Here is a 16,751-nt window from a genome sequence, read left to right as displayed (position 1 = left end):
CTCCCATAATCTATCGCCTGCATAGATGGAGGTCAACCCTACTTGAAGAAGTACAGAAGGCCCAATCCCGAGCTGGAATCGGGCCGAAACAAAACAGCAACAATTGGCCAGAAAAATGACTGGAATTGTAACAACCTGGCCGATCTAGAAGGCAGCCAAGCCAAAGAACGGCCCACCCGGCAGCGTGCCCACAGAGGTGGCGCGACCTGTATTCAGGTCAATTCGATACAGGGTGGAGCCGCCGATGGCAAAGCCGGTATCCACCCCGCCGACCGTGCGGATGTCAAACCCGCCCACCGGGCCGAAGTTCACGCCCAGGGGGCCAATCGGCATTTGCACCCCCTCGTTGGGCGGATTCTGGAACAGCAGCAGGTTGCGCTCGCCGTCGATGTTCAACAGCCGTGTGGATTGGGTGCCGGCCACGTTGTTGGTGTAGGCGGCGGCGGTAACAGCCGGTCGGGATCCCTGCAGTTCCATTGGGCCAAAGGCCAAAGGTCTATCTTGGATCACTTCGCCCGTGTCCACATTGATGCGGAAGTTCTGGCCGTTGGCTCCCACCAGGCGCAGCCGATCCGGAACGGGGTTGAAATCTATGCCGGACAGCGTACCCGCCGTAAAGGGAACCGACAGGGTACTGGCCACCGTAGCGGCGCCGGTCTGCAAGTTAATGGTGTAGAGGATGTTGGCGTCGGTGAGGCCGTAGAGCAGGCGATTGGCAGGACGCACATCAATACCGATCAAACTACCACTCACCCCCGTCACCGTCAGGGATCCCTGTACCGAGGCATCGGTGGAGCGGATGAAGGTGAGGCGGTTGCCGCTGCCCAGGGCCACCAAATCTGCTTGGGAGGGGATCATCGCCATCGGAGAAGCATTGCTGTTGCTGCAGCCCAGCAGAGCTAAGCTACCGGCTGCCACAGATACGGCCACACACTGCAGGTGCTTGCGCATGGAAAATGCTCCTTAAAAAATTGACAAATTGTCTCAGTCGGTGTCAGGATTGTTGACAACAAAACACCCCTCTGCGCCACAAGACAGGTGGCTGCAGATTGCTGCGGCAACCAGCACTCTCTTTTGCCGCTAGAAAGGCAGGCTAGAGGGATCCCATCCCCCAGCCGAGAATCCGCTTTTGCCCTTCCATTGAGGGGGAAGGCCAATTGTTCTTCCCAAAGGGGAGCGCGTGGGGCGCTTCTGTAGCAATTACTCCCATCCTCCCTGCTTGGATGCTCAGGATGGAAAGGTTTGGACGGAGATTTTAACTAGAGGCGCTGGTGTAAAAGCGCAGGGCAAAGCGCCAGAACAAATGGGATCCCCACAGCAGCCCCGCCGCCAGCAGGGCGGATCCCACAAGCCAGGGCCACTGGATCCGACCCAGCAAGGCTTCTGCCGGCACGGTGGTCAAGAAAGCCACCGGCACGACGAAGGTAAAAAACAACCGATAGGCCACCGGATAGGCCACCAGCGGGAATCGCCCCGCCTCCACCAAGCCCCGCAACACCTCGGTGACGTTGTAGATCTTGACAAACCAGATGCTGGTGGCCCCCAGCATAAACCAGAGGCTGTAGAGGATGACCAACCCCAGCAAAAGGGGCACTAGACCCAGAACATAGGCCCAGGCCGGCAGCCGCAACTGGATCCCGGCGTAGAGAATCAACAACAGGCCACAGCCAATATCCACCAGGCCCCAGGGAGAAAACACCCGAGTTGACAGCCAAAACTGACTGCTGATGGGCTTGAGCAACACAAAATCCAGGGTGCCTTCCTGAACTTGTTGCACGATGCGGTTTAAGTTGACGTTAAAAAGGCTGGCCGACACCCCCTGCAAAATGGTGAACACCCCCAAGACGATGAGCGCCTCCGGCCAGCTCCAGCCCCCCAGGCGGTGCCCCTGCTGGTAGAACAGCGACAGCCCAAACAAAGCTGACCCCAGGCCGCCCAAGCTGCTGAGGCTGGCAAAGACAAAATTGGCCCGGTACTCCATTTCTGCAGCTACAGAAGTGCTCCAAAACAACCACAACACCTGCAAATAGCGCAGCACTTGGGTTTTCTCCCATCTCAGCGTTCATTCCACTTGCGGTAGCAGCGGGCAGTAATCAAATAGGGGTGAAACACTTCTAAGAAATGGCTTTGTAACACCTGAAAGAACTCCTCGATCCGCTGTGAATCGTCGAGATGAAAGGGAAATTCGCCGTTAAACCCCTTGAAAAAATACCAGTTAATCAAGAGCTTACCTGCCGGCTGGAGCCAGTCGTCAAATTGCCGCAACTGCGCCGCCGGATCCGGCAAATGTTCCACCACATCGAAGCAGATGACGGTGTCAAAACGGATCCCTTCCGGGAAGGTGTCTGGACAGTGGATGCGTTCGCTTAGGCCCAGCTTTTCCGCCCGCAGTTGCACAAACTGCCGATGGATGGGGTTGATATCCCAGAAGATCACCTGCTCCACCGCCGGGCAGAGGGCCGCCCCAATGGCGTGGGTGCCGATGCCGCCGCCAAAATCCAACACCCGCCCACGGGCATGGTCGGCCACCAGGCGCAGGGTATCGCCGATGTAGTCGGTGCTGCTCAGGTGCCAAGCTGCCAAGTCCAGCAAATAGGCGGATCCCACCCGATCCCGGTAAAAGATCTCCGCCTGATCCCAGATGAAGTCGCGCCGGCCCAGCTCTGCCAACTGTTGCTGGCCAAGCCGCAGCTTCTCCCGCAGCTCGGCGGCCTTGAGGCCGAGAAAGGATCCCAAGTGAGCTTCCAGGTCGAAGCCATTTTGCCAGTAGCCGCTCAGGGCAGGGGGAGTGGGAGTCACGGGAACCCAAAACTCGGCAGGGGGTTGGATTGAAAACCATTCACGCCATCAAGCGGCGGTGAAGTCGTCGTTCTCTCTGGGCGTCTCTTTCAAGGTTTCTCTCTGGGATCCGGTTGGGGTTACATTGTCGCCGAGGGCCGGCGGCCTCAACAGGGCTGCCAGCGTCTCCGGGCTGAGGCGGTCGGTGCTCTCCACGATGGCGGTTACATTGGGCCCAAACCCTATCTTGTCCAAAAGCTGTAGCCGATGAGACAAAACCCGCTTGCCGTTGACGAACAAACCATTGGTGCTGCGGCGGGATGCGGAACTGCCGTCAAAGATCATATAGCCGTACCCAGCCCGGTTCTCTTCCGGGATGCGGATGATCAGGGCGTGTTCGCGGGAAACACAAGAGTCGTAGAGGCGGATGTGGTTGCTGGCTGCCCGGCCCACCGAGTAGTAAATCTTGTCTAAGACAACGCCGCGCCGACCCATCCGATCCGTGAAGATCAAGACCAAGTGAGGAGGGCTGGGTTGGGCAGCAGGAGCGCTCATGCTCATCTGTGGATACGCCCGGAGCTGAGGTGGTCAGAAAGGGCAGACTGGGAACAGTCAGGCAATCAAGCCGCAAAATGCGGATCCCCCTCTCTTCTCACCCGCTATAGGCTTGAATCATACACTATCCTAGGTCAACCCATACCGACAGCGCCTCCTACCCCCTCTTTTTCTCAAGGGCAAACAGGCTGAGAAAATGGGTTCGTTGCAAAAACAACAACTGACCCAGAACAACTCGGTCTGACTTCTAATCTGGTTGGGGAACTCTCAAGAAGCGAGAAAGAGCGGGACAATGCCCAGCGCCTGCCGGATGTCGTCATCCAAGCCCTTGGCAAGGGTCAGAATCAAGCGCAGGAGGGATCCGGTTGCAGGTTTGCCCCAGACAGGAGATCATAGAGTCCTATCAAAGCAAAAAGCTCCCATTGACAGCGTGACGGTGGAACCTAAGCAGACTCAGCTAGACCCTCGGCCCGCCGGCCTCACCACAGCTACCGGAACCATCAAAGCCCAGTTGGATTTGCTGTTGCTGGGGCTGGAGTCCCTGAGCGGAGAAATTTCCGAGGCGGTTCTGGCTGCAGCCAAAGCCCTGAACTTGGAAAAGCAGATCGGCGATCGGGTGGCTCTCTGGCGGCTGCGCAACGCCAACCCTCTGCGCCGCAGCAGCGGTGGGCGAAAAGAAGTCGATATCGAAGAGGCGCGCGCCCTGGTGCTGGTGATTGCTCATCTGGCTGCTCAGCAGCAGGCCCGTATCCGCAGCACCTTGGAGCAACTGGAAGCTGCTGTTGAACAGGAGCTCAGCCCTTTCCGTCAGCCACTGGTGGGCGACTATCTAGATGAGTTTATCTCCCACTACCGCAGCCGCATGGTGGATGGGGATGTGCGTGACGAGAACAGCCTCGCCGAGCTGGCTCTGCGCATCTTGATCGAGCTGATGTTTTACAGCAGCCCAAGAGGGGCCCAGCGTCTATGGAAAGCCCTGCTCAACCGCCCTGAGATGGATCTGCCCGCCGGCAGCGACGAAGAAGGGGAGGTAGCCCATAGCTCCGGATCGGATGCTTTGCCCTCTTCCTGAAATAGGCTCCTTGCTTGTGTTGTTTGCCCGCCAGTTGCCATGCCCAGTCTCACCCTTATCAGTCATACCTATCAACAGCCCACCTCGACCCTCACGGTGCGGGGAGAGGCACCTGGCCTGCCCGAAGCTGCCGAGGGTTCCTCAACGCCGCCCCTGCGAGCCATCCAGCAGAACTTCGAGTGTCAGTTGGAAATTCGCCAGGGGGAGACCACCAAAACTCTGCAGGGGGACAGTGTTTGGCTCAGCGATTTGATCGCGGTGATCGACCGCTACGTCGGATCCCAGCTCAGCGGCGCGCCCAAGGGAACCTTCAGCGGTACTGTGGCCATCCGTCCGCTGGATTTTATTTTTCATCGCCTCACGGTGCGCCAAGGGGAGAATCAGATTGCCCAAGTGGATCTGTCGATGACCCAGTTGTACGACCTGTTGGAGAACCTCTCTCAGGTGGCCGATGACATTCCCCAACTGGCCAGCCTGGGAACGCCGGTAACGCGGGCTTGGTATCGACAGCCTGCCGGGATCGCTGCCCTGCTGGTGGGAGGGATCGCCCTGGTGGCCGGGGTCGGGATCTGGGCCAGCCGCACCCCGGAGAAGAGGGCTCCCACTGCTTTCAACTCGGCCCAGGAGCAGCTCACCGCGCCGGAAGCCTCTGGAGATCCTCTGCTGCGGCTGCAAAACACCCTGGCCCAGCAATGGCAGTCTCCTCCCGATTTGCAGGAGAGCTTGATCTATCGAGTAACGGTGGATGCGGCGGGATCCCTGCTGGCTGCCGAGCCGGAGAATGAGCTGGCCCGGGAACGCCGCGCCGAAACTCCTCTTGCCGACCTGCCGGAGTTGCCGCCGGATCCCTTGCCGACGGGTGCCAAACAGTTCCGCATCAGCCTAGGGCCAGAGAGCCGGGTAGAAGTGACCCAGATAGAGCCCCTCTGAAATCCGGGCTGAGGAGAACGTCACTCCAGACAGATGACCGGCCCCTCTGTGCCACACTGCTCGCCGTGCAGCCACTCTTCCTGGGGATCCGATTGAGCCAAAGACATAGCCGCCAGCAGAGCCAAAGCAGCGACTACCCCCGCGAGCCAGATGCTGCGCATGGTTTTCTCCCCATCTGCGATGAGTTCAATCTCTCGCTTTTCCGCCCGTGTCTTGGTGACCGGATGAGAGGTTCGAAGGCGATCCAAATCACAGTCAACGGCTGGCCGCTCGCCCTCTCCCCTTGCCGTCGCGGTAGAGTTTGGCAGTGATCTTAATCTGCAGGGATCCCCACTTCGCCCTCTTTCAGCGCAGATCCCGGCCAAAAGGCAACAAAGACAGGATGACCAGCTTCAGGTGCTGTTTGGCAAAGGGGATCCCAACGACGGTGACGGCCAGGATCACAGCCCAGAAGAGGTGGTTGAGCACCAGGGGCCAGCCGAAGAGCAACAGCCAGATCACGTTGAAGATCAGCAGCAGCGGGCTGTTGGCAACTCCACCACTTCTTTGCCGAAGGGGGCAAGCACTGCAAACCCCAGTTTGATGCTCTGCCAGCCAAAAGGAATGCCGATGATGGTCAGGCAAAGGCTTAGCCCCCCCAAGATATAGCCCAGACTGGTCAGCAACCCCCCGAAGATCAGCCAAATGATGTTGCCAATTAAGCTCATGATTCAGAACCTCTAGCGCTGAGCCCGGACTGCAGGGCAGGTTTCCGCTCCCCGCCCCCTGGACAAGCAGACGGGGCGGACCCCTTTTTATTGTTCCCATCGCCAAAGCACGTTCCCTTGAGCCTCGCCGAACTGCAATACTTCGTCAAGGTTTGCAACGCTTTTGGGGAGCTGTGGTAGGATGCCTGCTGTCTGACGAGCCGATCTACTTGCAGCGAGGAGAGCGCCTTGAGCCTGAGAGTTGCTGTTGTTGGGGGTGGCCCAGCCGGAGCCTCTGCCGCCGAAGTTCTAGCCCAAGCCGGAATCGAGACCTTTTTGTTTGAGCGGAAGCTAGACAACGCCAAGCCCTGCGGGGGCGCTATTCCCCTCTGTATGGTCTCAGAGTTCGACCTCCCTGAGGAGATTATCGACCGCAAAGTGCGCAAGATGAAGATGATCTCCCCTTCCAACTACGAGGTGGATATCGCCCTCGCAAAGGAAAATGAGTATATCGGCATGTGCCGCCGCGAGATCCTGGATGCCTTCTTGCGCAACCGCGCTCGCCAAAAAGGGGCGGAGCTGATCCACGGCAAGGTGATGCATCTGGAAATCCCCCAAAATGGCCGGGATCCCTACATCCTGCACTACAGCGATTTTTCCGACGGCTCAAATCGGGGAGTACCCCGTTCGCTGGCGGTGGATCTGGTGATCGGGGCAGATGGCTTTCACTCCAAGGTGGCAGAAGCCATCGGTGCCGGCGACTACAACTATGCTCTGGCCTTTCAGGAGCGGATTCGGCTCCCGGACGACAAAATGGCCTACTACGAGGAGCGGGCAGAGATGTACGTGGGGGACGATGTTTCTCCGGACTTCTATGCCTGGGTGTTCCCCAAGTGCGACCACGTGGCGGTGGGCACCGGCACCATGAAGGCCAACCAAGCCCAGATCCAAAAGTTGCAGGCCGGGATCCGCGCCCGCGCTGCCGAGCGGATTCGGGGCGGCCAGGTGATCAAGGTGGAAGCCCATCCGATCCCAGAGCATCCGCGTCCGCGCCGTGTGGTGGGTCGGGCAGCCCTGGTGGGAGATGCGGCAGGCTATGTAACCAAGTCCAGCGGCGAGGGGATCTATTTTGCCGCCAAGTCGGGCCGCATGTGCGCCGAGACCATCGTCGAGACCTCCGAGGGCGGGAAGCGCATCCCCAGCGAAGAAGATCTCAAGCTGTACCTCAAGCGCTGGGATCGCCAATACGGCCTAACCTACAAGGTTTTGGACATTTTGCAACGGGTGTTCTACCGTTCCAACGCCACCCGCGAGGCCTTTGTGGAGATGTGCGCTGACCGGGATGTGCAGCGGATGACCTTTGACAGCTACCTCTACAAGACGGTGGTGCCCATGAACCCTTGGGTGCAGTTCAAGATCACGGTTAAGACTCTAGGCAGCCTGCTGCGAGGGAACGCCCTGGCACCTTAGGGATCCCTACTGCCACTGGAAGGTGACGGTGACCCGATCCCAATTGGCATCGGTTTTCAGAACCCTAGCAGAGGCGCGTTGTCCCGGCGGCACGTCGCTGGGTTCAAACGCGACCACCCGCGTCTCCACCACCTCCTCTCCCCGGTAGAACGTGAAGCGAGCACGAGCGTTGAGGACGGTGCGGGTGCTGCGGTTGATCGCCTCTACGCTCAGGCGGCTGCCAGCCCCCACCCGTTCTTCCTGAATCGAGCCCACGATCACGAAATCTCCCGGGTTGGGTGCAGATTCGGCGGCAGCAGTCGGCGTTGGGCTGGCCGTCGGTGGGGCCGTCTCGGCCTGGCCGGGATCGGGCTGCTTCAAGAGCGCCAAGACGCGGGCCAGCTCCTGCTGAAAGAAGACAAAGGCTTCCCGCGATTGGTTGGCCACCTGGGCCAAGATCAGCCGATCCGACTCTTCCAGGGGGATCTCCAGGAGGGGGGCCGGCCCTTTGAGGGCGACCCGAATGCTGGCGACTTCTTGGTTGATGAATTTATCCAAGTAGGGAAAGATGTTGAGAATGCAGTCTTGAAAGGATCCCATTGGCATAACGCGATTGTTCGTCAGCACTAAGTCGGCTCGCTCACAGCTAGTTCGATCCTCCATATCGATTTCCAGCGGCACCCGAAAAGATCCCAGGCTGGTGTTGGTGATGGTGACGTTAATGCCGTCCACTTCCTGCCGCCAGCCGTGGATGATCTCCAGGCTAGGGCTGGTCACTTCCTCGGTGAAATACTCTCCGGCCCAGGCGGGGGATCCCCATAAAGCTAGGGCCGAGAGCAATCCAGGGAGATAGTAAGTCCGTCTCCAATTCACCTCAACTTTCCCTCCTTGAACTCGCAGATGTCGGGGTAGAGCCAAACCGCACCCAGATGTTGCCTGCTGCCCCGAGATGGCAATAGCCTAGCCCCAGGGCTAGCACAAACCAAGAGGAGACAGCGTTGGTTTAACGGCTTTCAACCTTCTCCTTACTCGGCTCGGCAGCCGAGCGCCCATCTTCTGAGAAACTCGCGGTTGTCTCTGCAGCAGCTCCCCAGAGACCCTACTTGGACGCTCCTGCCGCTGCCGTTTTCCGACTTGTCAGGTGAGGGATCCCGTGTGCGATAGGATCAAAAGGTGCCAAAATCCTGAAAGCCTCGGATCGAGTGCGCCCGTGTTCCTCACCCTTTCAGCAGTATGGCCAGATCTCCAGCTTTGTGGCTCAGTCGCCTCGCTGTTCTGCGAGGGCTGATCTTTATCTTGGCGGTGGTGGTTGCTCTCGTCTACTTGGGCTTCAGCCGCGAAGTTCGTCTTGGCCTTGACCTCAAAGGGGGGACGCAGCTCACCCTGCAGGCTTTGCCCACGGAAGAGGTGCCTGAGATTACCTCTGAGGTGATGCAGGGGGTAGAGGCGGTGATCCAGCAGCGGATCGACGGCCTGGGGGTGGCCGAGCCTCTGGTGCAGATCAGCGGCCAAGATCGCCTGTTCGTGCAGCTGCCGGGGGTGGCAGATCCCGATCGGGCCATTGCTCTTTTGGGCGATACGGCCCGGTTGGAGTTTCGCAAGGGCCTGGTGCCGGTCAGTGCCCTGCCCCGCAACGAGCGGGGAGAGATAACGGCGGGGGAGGATCCCGACGCCCTGTTTGAACGGGTCGGCCTCACCGGCGATCTGCTGCGCAACGCCTATCCCCAAGCCCCCCGCCGCGGATCCCAGACTTGGGAAGTGTTGCTGGAGTTTAAGCCGGCAGGGGCAGAGAAGTTTACTCAGCTCACCCGCGAGTTGGCCGGAACAGGGCGCCCGATTGGCATTTTTCTGGACGACGTGCTGATCAGCGCGCCAATTGTGGGGCCGGAGTTTGCCCGCACCGGCATTACCGGCGGGACGGCGGTGATCACGGGCAATTTCACAGTGGAAACCGCCACCGATCTGGCGGTGAAGCTCAAGGCGGGGGCGCTTCCCGTTCCCATTCGCGTCATTGAAAACCGCACCGTCGGGGCCACGTTGGGGGAAGAGAGCGTGCGCCGCAGCCTCTATGCTGGCATTGCCGGCCTGGTGCTGGTTTTCGTCTTCATGGTGGCCTACTACCGCCTGCCGGGGCTTGTTGCCGATATCGCCCTCCTCATCTACGCCCTCTGTACGTTTGCTCTGTTCCAACTGCTGGGGGTGACCATGACCCTGCCCGGGATCGCCGGCTTCATCCTCAGCATCGGCATGGCGGTGGATGCCAATGTGCTGATTTTCGAGCGCATCAAAGAGGAGCTGCGGGCCGGCAAGTCCATCTACAAGTCCATCTCGGAAGGGTTTAACCGCGCCTTCAGCAGCATCCTCGACAGCAATGTCACCACCCTTTTGGTCTGTGGCGTACTTTTCTGGCTGGGGATGGGGCTGGTGAAAGGCTTTGCGGTAACCCTGGCCATTGGCATTTTGGTGAGCTTTTTCACGGCCATCACCTGCACCCGCACGCTGCTTTTGGCGGCAATGGGGATCCCCGCCCTGCGCAAACCTGAGTTTTACGGCGTTCGCATGGAGGCGGCTCAATCATGACAGCTCAAGAGCTATCCCCCACCGATCCGGCAGTGGGATCCCGGCGGTCGCTTGACTACCGCTTCGACATCGTGGGTCGCAGCAGGCTGTGGTTTAGCTTGTCTCTGGCAGTGTTGCTGGTGGGGCTGGTCAGCATGGCTTTTTCCCTGGCCTCTCTGGGAACCCCCCTGCGGCTGGGGCTGGATTTTGCCGGCGGCACCTTGTTGGATCTGCGTTTTGAGCAGCCTGTCACCACCGACGAGCTGCGGCGGGCTCTGCAGGAACATGACCTGGGAACCAGCATCATCCAACTGGACACCCAGACGGGCCAAGAAGCCCTGATCCGCATGCCCCCTTTGACGGAGCAGGAGCGCCTGGCGGTAGAAGCCACGCTGCGGCAACAGATAGGCCCTTTTGAGCGCAAGCTGGTGGAGACGGTAGGCCCGACGGTGGGGCGTCTGCTCTTGCGCTCCGGCCTTGTGGCGGTGCTCATCTCCTTTGGGCTCATTGTGGTGTATCTGGCCCTGCGCTTCCAGTGGGATTACGCAGTGTTTGCCATTGTGGCCTTGCTGCACGATGTGGTGCTGACAACAGGTCTGTTTGCCCTTTTGGGCCTGACGGTGGGCATGGAGGTGGACAGCCTGTTTTTGGTGGCGCTGCTAACCATCATTGGCTTTTCCGTCAACGACACAGTGGTTATCTACGACCGCATCCGGGAAAATCTGCGTCTGGTCAGCCGCAAGGTCAGCTTTGCCGAGGTGGTGAACCTGTCGTTGAACCAGACTTTTGCCCGCTCTTTGAACACCACCCTGACGACGATGCTGCCCCTGGTGGCCATTGCCATTTTTGGGGGAGCCACCCTGAAGGGGTTTGCCATTGCTTTGCTCATCGGCTTCAGCTTGGGGGTTTATTCCAGCATCTTCATCGCCAGCCCCCTGCTGGTGTGGTGGCGGCAGCGGCGCTATGGCGCCAACAGGGATCCCAATCCCCTGCCTTCCGGCGCAGAGGGGTAGGATCTTCCCTAGCCCAGGGGTAAAGCGGCGGCAACGGCCTACCAGTGCAGTCGCTGGCCGTAGGCAACCAGGTAGCGCTGCAAATCGGCCATTTTGCCCTGGGGCACGATCTGGGCTGGGGTCAAGCCGGGATCCTGGCTGCGGAGCCAAGCCACGGTCAGCCCCGCTGCCGAGCCAATGGTCCACTCGCCGTAATGGGTGCGGGTGGCGGCGTTGACAATGTGGCTGGCGGCGATCCCCTTGCCGCCGATGAGCAGGTTATCCACCTTCTGGGGGATCAGGGCCTCTAGGGGGATGACGATGGGGCGGACGGAAAACTCGTTGACCGGCGCCGAGCTGGCCGACAGGGAAGGCTCCCAGTTGCGGTAGCGACAGCCGTGCATGTCGATGGCGTAGTGGGTGATCCCAACTGCTGTGGGGCTAAAGTCCCGTCCCCCGCTGGCGCCGACGCGAATATCCTGCTCCAGCATCAGGAATTCCGCCTGGCCGTAGGCAGCCCGCCCCAGGATACGCCGCCCCTCCCGGATGTAGGGGTAGAGGCTGAGGCCGGAGCGGGTGCCCAGCAAAGACTCTTCGCCAAACAGCAAGGAGAGGGGATAGCCGGCGCGGGACTGGGTTTCCATCAGCCATTCGGCAAACAGCAGGGCGTGGTTCTCCCCATCTTTGATGGCCGAGACATCCAGCCCCCCCAGCCAGTTGTGGCGCTGCCCTGAGGCCAGCAGCCGCTCTTCCGTTAGGATTAGGGGTGGGTTCATGATCCCCCAGTCGTTGCCGCGGTTCCAGTTCACCAGGCTGAGATCGCCGGGAAGCGGGGTGCCGTAAAAGGGATCCGTGCGGCCTTTGCTGACGATGCGGCGGTAGTTGAAAAAGCTCTGGCCGCTGAAGGTGGGAAACCCCTCCAGGTCGAACTGGCGGCGGTGCTCGGCGCGGGAGTAGCCCGGCTGCAACTGGGCCAGCTCGGCGCGGGAGCGCCCGCCGTCGTCGTGGATGGCCAGCACGAAGGGAAAAGTGAAAGCCTGGGTGCACTCCGGGTTGCTGGCCGGGGCGGCGTTGGGCTCCCCGGTTAGATCTCGCCCTTCTGAGCCCAGCCGGTAGGGGATCCCGGCCCAGCCCACCAGCTCGCCGGTGTCGGTGGCGTCGATCACGAACAAGGGGCGGCCCGGCGGCGCCTGCAGCCGCAGCACCCGCTTGGCAAAGACTTCCGTCTCCTGCCAGCTATACCAGCTCACCAATTCCCGCCACAGCCGCCCCGGCGGCACAAAATCGGGATCCCGCGGCTGCCGCTGCACCGCGTAGATGCTCTCGAGGCGGGAGCCGTCGGCGCTGAAGGTGGCCCCCTTAAAAGCGGTCTGGGTGGCCCAGCGACTGTGGGGGGCGCTGCGGGCGGCCTGTTGCAGCCAGGTTTCCACCGCCTGCAAACCAGCCTGGGGCGGAAAACACAGCCCCCCTACCCAGCAACTGTTGATTTCGGAGACACGGGTTCCCGGCGGGATCCCTGTCCAGGCGGGCAGATGCACCGGCTGGCTTTCGATGAGGGCCTTAAACTCCAGCCAGTGGCGGGAAAAATTGCCCCGCTGCCGCATGGGGAGCGACTCGTCGATGGCTGATACCCCCTGGGAGGTGATCTGGCCCCCCAGCCAAGGGGTGAGCTCGATGAGACAGGTTTGCACGCCCCCCCGCATGGCCTGGCCTGCCGCCGCCACGCCCCCCAGGGATCCGCCCACCACCACCAGCTCGCACTCCCAGATCTCGTCCGGCTGGGGCAGGGGATCCAGCAGCGGCCAGCCGTGGGCCGTAAAACGGGGCACCTCCGGCTCTGGAGCGGCGACGGGCGATCCCCCTTCCGGCTGGGAGAGGGCGGCAAACCCCATCCCCGCCACAAAGCCCAGCAGCGACAGGATCCCCAGCCCCAGAGCTTGTTTGCGCCTGAGTTGCTGCCGCGCCGCTGGGATCCCCTTACCGGCCGTCTTCACCTTAGTTTTGCCTCACACCCCAAGCTTTCTTCCGCAATGCTAGCAGGAGAACCCCTCTTGAGAATAGCTGATGAATAAGGCCCCCTTGAATGGCTGCGGGTGGCTCCGGATCCCCCAGATGGAAGTGCCGGACAAGGGGATCCAAGCAGGTGAAATCGGGCATAGGCAACCGTTGAGCCCTGGATGGCAAGGGCTGGGTCGTTGCCTGGCGTTGGATTGGGCTTTTGTTGGTATCCTACGCGATAGCCGGTCTGATACATTTACGCTGAACACTGCTGAACATCACTGTTCAACTATGCAGCGATAGCATTCTGCTTGTTTCCATTCGCGTTAGCGGGACGGAGTCCAAACAGAATGGCGGTATCCCGCAAAGCTTTGAGTAGAATACCCAAAGCGCAGTTTCCGTGTCGTCTTACTACCAATTTTCTGCTTTGCTTTGGCTACCATGTTGGCAGACTCGAAAGTAAACAGAAAGATCAACTGGTAGTAATCCGTACTGAACATATTATACATTATTTTCAGTATAGTTGAGCTTATTATTGACTAGAGTCATGCTCCGACTGCTGCTCCATGCTGACCTTGCAAACTGTGGCCGACCTGCTGCAAGCCCCTTTGCAGGGAGATCCCCACCTCTTGGGGTTGCCGGTTCAGGCCCTCTGCACCGACAGCCGCCGGTTGCAGCCAGGATCCGTTTTTGTGGCGCTGCGGGGAGAACGCTTCGACGGGCACGATTTTATTCCGCAAGCCCTGAGCAAGGGGGCCGTTGCTGTCATCAGCCAGCGGCCGGTGGAGGGTCCCCACTTCCAGGTTCCCGATACCTTGACTGCCTATCAGCGCATTGCCAGAGCCTGGCGGGAGCAATTTTCCATCCCGGTAGTGGCCATCACCGGCTCAGCAGGCAAAACCACCACCAAGGAAATGCTGGCGGCTGCTCTTTCGCGCTACGGCAGCGTTCTCAAAAGCGAGGCCAACCACAACAACGACATTGGGGTGGCGCAAACGCTGCTGCGGCTACAACCAGAACACCAGTTTGCCGTTCTGGAGATGGCCATGCGCGGCCCTGGTGAGATTCGCCGCCTTGCACAGATGGCTCGCCCCACCCATGCCTTGATTACCCACATCGGCACCGCCCACATCGGCAGGCTGGGATCCCGCGAGGCCATTGCTGCTGCCAAGTGTGAGCTGCTGCAGGAGTTGGGGCAGGGGATAGCTGTGCTCAATGGTGAGGATCCCTTGCTGTTGGCCACTGCCGCCAGCCTGTGGTCGGGAAAAACCCTCACCTATGGCCTCGCCCAAGGGGACTTGCGAGGAGAATGGGATCCCCAAGCCCAAACCGTAACCGTGGAGGGCTTGACCTTGCCGGTGCCCCTGCCAGGAAGGCATCACGCCCTTAACTGGATGGGGGTGCTGGCGGCTGTGCGCAGCTTGGGTCTGAATTGGGAGCGCCTGCAAGAGCCCCTTGACCTACCGCTGCCTCTGGAGGGGCGCAATCGCCATCTCAAGCTGGCTGGGGACGTGGAGATTTGGGATGAGACCTACAACGCCTCGCCGGAAGCGATGATCGCGGCTTTGCACCTGCTGGCTCAGACTGCGGGAAAACGGCGCTGGGCCATCCTCGGCCCAATGCGGGAACTGGGAGAGCATGCCCCACAGCTCTACGCAGAGGTGGGTCGGGCGGCTGCCTCCTTGAGACTGGAGCGGGTCTGGCTTTTGGATCCCGACGGGGAGATGCAGCCACTGGTTGACGAAAAGCCAGCCGCCGAGGTTGAACGCTTTGAGGAAGCTTCTGCCTTAGTGGAGGGTTTGCAGCAGCAGGTGCGGGCAGGGGATCGACTGCTGTTTAAGGCGGCGCGAGCCGTCGAGCTGGAGCGGGTGCTGCACCGCTTTTTGCAGGCTTGGCAGGGATAAGCTAAGCTAAAGGACAGTCGATAAGTGGCGCCCTATCGAGGCCATCGACCCGAAGCTTGCCCACACCTTCTTCACAGCTGCACTTCTTCTGGACAGCATGTACCACAACCCTTCTCTGCGGGAAGAACCTCGCGATCAGCCTCCAGTAGTGCTGCCCCTGCCCGGTAGCATTTCTATCCTCGACTGGTTGCGCCAGGAAGGCCGGCTGATCGAGCAGCCTCTTGAAGTCCCTGAAGCTGTTTTGGAAGAAGACATCGACGACATCGACGATTTGATCGGGGACGACTACGACGAAGACTTCGAGGCGGAAGAAGAGTAGGCATGCCTGCTGAGATCGCCAACTCGTTTACCCCTCTGCCCAGCACCGCAGAGGTGCCCACTTTGGCGATGCCAATGGAACGCTAACTTGAACAAACAATGTAAACAAACGTAACGATCCCTCAGCCTCAAGGGATCCTCATCGGGCGTGTTTTGGATGGTTCACCGCCATCCCGCGATGATTGTTGCAAATCTAACCTCAGCGGAGAGTAGCCTTGTAAGCCTTGTCAAAAAGGTATTTTGGGGTAGTAGAAATATCTTTTTCGGGGACTTTTTGCGATTTTGAGGAACCCGAGCTCTATCCCGTCCGTCACATAGAAATGTGAACCTACTCTTCACGGAGGGTTACATTGCATGATTCGCAATCTCTTCGCTCTCTCCTTGGCTGTTGCCTCGGCCACCACGTTGGTTGCAGCCCCTGCGGTCATTGCCGGCAGCCACGGCGCGACTTCTGAAAGCGTGAAAACCGCTGCCCCTGCCAGCAAAACCATAGTAGATGTTGCTGCCGAGGCCGGCTCTTTCACCACCTTGATCCAAGCCTTGGAAGCTGCCGACTTGGTGAAGGTGCTCTCCGGGGAAGGCCCCTTCACCGTTTTCGCTCCCACCGATGAAGCTTTTGCGGCGCTGCCGCAAGGCACTATAGAGGAGCTGCTGCAGCCGGAAAACCGCGAGAAATTGACCCGGATTCTCACCTACCATGTGGTGCCCGGCAAAGTCCTCTCCAGCGATCTAAAGGAAGGTGAAGTGACGACGGTCGAAGGATCTTCTGTGAAGATCTCCTTGAGCGACGGAGTCAAGGTCAACGATGCCAAAGTGACGCAAGCAGACATTGAGGCCTCTAACGGCGTCATCCACGTCATCGACAAGGTGATCCTGCCCCCGCAAAGCTAACTTGTCGGTGCTAAGGCTCTAGATCCCAGGGGGGTCTAGTCCGGCCCCTGCCCTCAGGGGTGGGGGCTTTGCGTTGCAACCCAGCCCGGCGACCCTGGCCTTGAGCTCTACAGGTCGATGCCGACGCTGGAAGTGTAGATCGCCTCCACCGACACGCCGGACACCCGCTGCGGACGCACGATCATGTACTCGTTGTCCATTTGCTTGGGCAATGTGATGAACTCGTCCCCACCCACCATCAGTTGGTTGATCAGCTCTGTGTATTCTCTAGCTTCCTTGACCCGTACCTGCATGGTTTGTCCACCTTCGAGCATGATGTGGACAAGGTATCCATCGGGTTTTCTGGCCATGGGTGCTCCTATTGGGTGCAGCGAAGGTCGATAAGGGGCGTTCTCATGAACATTATTCCCCCATCGGAGAGGCCTGGCCAACCCTTGCCCCCGCCAGGAAATCTGGAGTTGCGGCGCGACCAACCGACTTGAGGCAGTTTCCCGGGCGCCTCCCCGGCCCACAGCTCCCCTCCCAAAAAGAGAGGAAAGGCGAAGGAAGGCCAAAGCAAGTGGTTCCCCTGCGATTGGGGATGGCTATAGATTACTAGGATGTGCCTATTTTGGGCTTC

At 60.0% G+C, this 16,751-nt stretch carries 18 protein-coding genes; 8 read left to right on the top strand and 10 right to left on the bottom strand.

The features are described 5' to 3' along the window. Window positions 1-144: 144 nt before the first annotated feature. The 4 genes from SYN63AY4M2_RS06890 to SYN63AY4M2_RS06875 form a co-directional block, all read right to left on the bottom strand. Window positions 145-951, bottom strand: coding sequence for a DUF4394 domain-containing protein (locus tag SYN63AY4M2_RS06890; protein ID WP_011428986.1), 807 nt, complete (start codon window positions 949-951; stop codon window positions 145-147). A gap of 304 nt (window positions 952-1,255) precedes the next feature. Continuing rightward, a complete protein-coding gene (locus tag SYN63AY4M2_RS06885; protein ID WP_011428988.1) occupies window positions 1,256-2,038 on the bottom strand; it encodes an ABC-2 family transporter protein in 783 nt (260 codons plus the stop codon). 17 nt (window positions 2,039-2,055) lie between these two features. Further along, the gene (locus SYN63AY4M2_RS06880; RefSeq protein ID WP_099812623.1) at window positions 2,056-2,799 is read right to left on the bottom strand and encodes a methyltransferase domain-containing protein; all 744 of its coding nucleotides are present in this window, start codon (window positions 2,797-2,799) and stop codon (window positions 2,056-2,058) included. Between the two features lie 48 nt (window positions 2,800-2,847). Next, window positions 2,848-3,339, bottom strand: coding sequence for an FHA domain-containing protein (locus tag SYN63AY4M2_RS06875; protein ID WP_099812622.1), 492 nt, complete (start codon window positions 3,337-3,339; stop codon window positions 2,848-2,850). 424 nt (window positions 3,340-3,763) lie between these two features. Here SYN63AY4M2_RS06875 and SYN63AY4M2_RS06870 point away from each other — a divergent pair, with 424 nt between their 5' ends. Together SYN63AY4M2_RS06870 and SYN63AY4M2_RS06865 are read left to right on the top strand one after the other, a co-directional pair. Further along, on the top strand, window positions 3,764-4,405 hold the full coding sequence (locus SYN63AY4M2_RS06870; RefSeq protein ID WP_011428992.1) for a DUF3038 domain-containing protein: 642 nt from the start codon (window positions 3,764-3,766) through the stop codon (window positions 4,403-4,405). A gap of 39 nt (window positions 4,406-4,444) precedes the next feature. Beyond that, window positions 4,445-5,335 (top strand): DUF4335 domain-containing protein, encoded by an 891-nt coding sequence (locus tag SYN63AY4M2_RS06865; RefSeq protein WP_011428993.1) that lies wholly within the window; start codon window positions 4,445-4,447, stop codon window positions 5,333-5,335. Between the two features lie 20 nt (window positions 5,336-5,355). Here SYN63AY4M2_RS06865 and SYN63AY4M2_RS13795 read toward each other — a convergent pair whose 3' ends face one another. From SYN63AY4M2_RS13795 to SYN63AY4M2_RS14145, 3 genes are all read right to left on the bottom strand, one after another. Then, complete coding sequence (locus SYN63AY4M2_RS13795; protein WP_168173324.1) at window positions 5,356-5,496, bottom strand: hypothetical protein; 141 nt, start codon at window positions 5,494-5,496, stop codon at window positions 5,356-5,358. A gap of 184 nt (window positions 5,497-5,680) precedes the next feature. Further along, on the bottom strand, window positions 5,681-5,836 hold the full coding sequence (locus SYN63AY4M2_RS14150) for a YccF domain-containing protein (RefSeq protein WP_228375383.1): 156 nt from the start codon (window positions 5,834-5,836) through the stop codon (window positions 5,681-5,683). An 8-nt stretch (window positions 5,837-5,844) separates the two neighbouring features. Beyond that, window positions 5,845-6,042, bottom strand: a complete 198-nt coding sequence (locus SYN63AY4M2_RS14145) for a YccF domain-containing protein (RefSeq protein WP_240527767.1) — start codon at window positions 6,040-6,042, stop codon at window positions 5,845-5,847. Between the two features lie 228 nt (window positions 6,043-6,270). On the opposite strand from SYN63AY4M2_RS14145, the gene chlP reads away from it, so the two are divergent. Then, the gene (gene chlP / locus SYN63AY4M2_RS06850) at window positions 6,271-7,491 is read left to right on the top strand and encodes a geranylgeranyl reductase (RefSeq protein WP_099812621.1); all 1,221 of its coding nucleotides are present in this window, start codon (window positions 6,271-6,273) and stop codon (window positions 7,489-7,491) included. A 6-nt stretch (window positions 7,492-7,497) separates the two neighbouring features. On the opposite strand, the gene SYN63AY4M2_RS06845 is transcribed toward chlP, so the two are convergent. Further along, window positions 7,498-8,343 (bottom strand): hypothetical protein, encoded by an 846-nt coding sequence (locus SYN63AY4M2_RS06845; protein ID WP_011428995.1) that lies wholly within the window; start codon window positions 8,341-8,343, stop codon window positions 7,498-7,500. A gap of 360 nt (window positions 8,344-8,703) precedes the next feature. On the opposite strand from SYN63AY4M2_RS06845, the gene secD reads away from it, so the two are divergent. Further along, window positions 8,704-10,050, top strand: coding sequence for a protein translocase subunit SecD (gene secD / locus SYN63AY4M2_RS06840; protein ID WP_011428996.1), 1,347 nt, complete (start codon window positions 8,704-8,706; stop codon window positions 10,048-10,050). Continuing rightward, window positions 10,047-11,042, top strand: a complete 996-nt coding sequence (secF, locus tag SYN63AY4M2_RS06835; RefSeq protein ID WP_011428997.1) for a protein translocase subunit SecF — start codon at window positions 10,047-10,049, stop codon at window positions 11,040-11,042. Before secD ends, secF begins: the two co-directional genes overlap by 4 nt. Before the next feature lie 38 nt (window positions 11,043-11,080). On the opposite strand, the gene SYN63AY4M2_RS06830 is transcribed toward secF, so the two are convergent. Further along, on the bottom strand, window positions 11,081-13,015 hold the full coding sequence (locus tag SYN63AY4M2_RS06830; RefSeq protein ID WP_228375385.1) for an FAD-dependent oxidoreductase: 1,935 nt from the start codon (window positions 13,013-13,015) through the stop codon (window positions 11,081-11,083). Between the two features lie 570 nt (window positions 13,016-13,585). Here SYN63AY4M2_RS06830 and murF point away from each other — a divergent pair. From murF to SYN63AY4M2_RS06810, 3 genes are all read left to right on the top strand, one after another. Then, a complete protein-coding gene (gene murF / locus SYN63AY4M2_RS06820) occupies window positions 13,586-14,923 on the top strand; it encodes a UDP-N-acetylmuramoyl-tripeptide--D-alanyl-D-alanine ligase (protein WP_011428999.1) in 1,338 nt (445 codons plus the stop codon). Window positions 14,924-15,020: 97 nt separating this feature from the next. Continuing rightward, window positions 15,021-15,242 carry a DUF3134 family protein gene (locus SYN63AY4M2_RS06815; protein ID WP_011429000.1) on the top strand — a complete coding sequence of 74 codons (222 nt, stop codon included), beginning with the start codon at window positions 15,021-15,023 and terminating at the stop codon, window positions 15,240-15,242. 353 nt (window positions 15,243-15,595) lie between these two features. Further along, window positions 15,596-16,132: a fasciclin domain-containing protein gene (locus tag SYN63AY4M2_RS06810; protein WP_099887287.1), complete on the top strand. Its 537-nt coding sequence runs from the start codon at window positions 15,596-15,598 to the stop codon at window positions 16,130-16,132. 107 nt (window positions 16,133-16,239) lie between these two features. On the opposite strand, the gene SYN63AY4M2_RS06805 is transcribed toward SYN63AY4M2_RS06810, so the two are convergent. After that, window positions 16,240-16,482 (bottom strand): hypothetical protein, encoded by a 243-nt coding sequence (locus tag SYN63AY4M2_RS06805; RefSeq protein WP_041438020.1) that lies wholly within the window; start codon window positions 16,480-16,482, stop codon window positions 16,240-16,242. Window positions 16,483-16,751: the final 269 nt, after the last annotated feature.

It is taken from the genome of Synechococcus sp. 63AY4M2 (assembly GCF_002760475.1).
Taxonomy (GTDB): domain Bacteria; phylum Cyanobacteriota; class Cyanobacteriia; order Thermostichales; family Thermostichaceae; genus Thermostichus.
The sequence above is the reverse complement of the archived record's forward strand: the minus strand, read 5'-3'. Positions and strand labels throughout refer to the sequence as shown.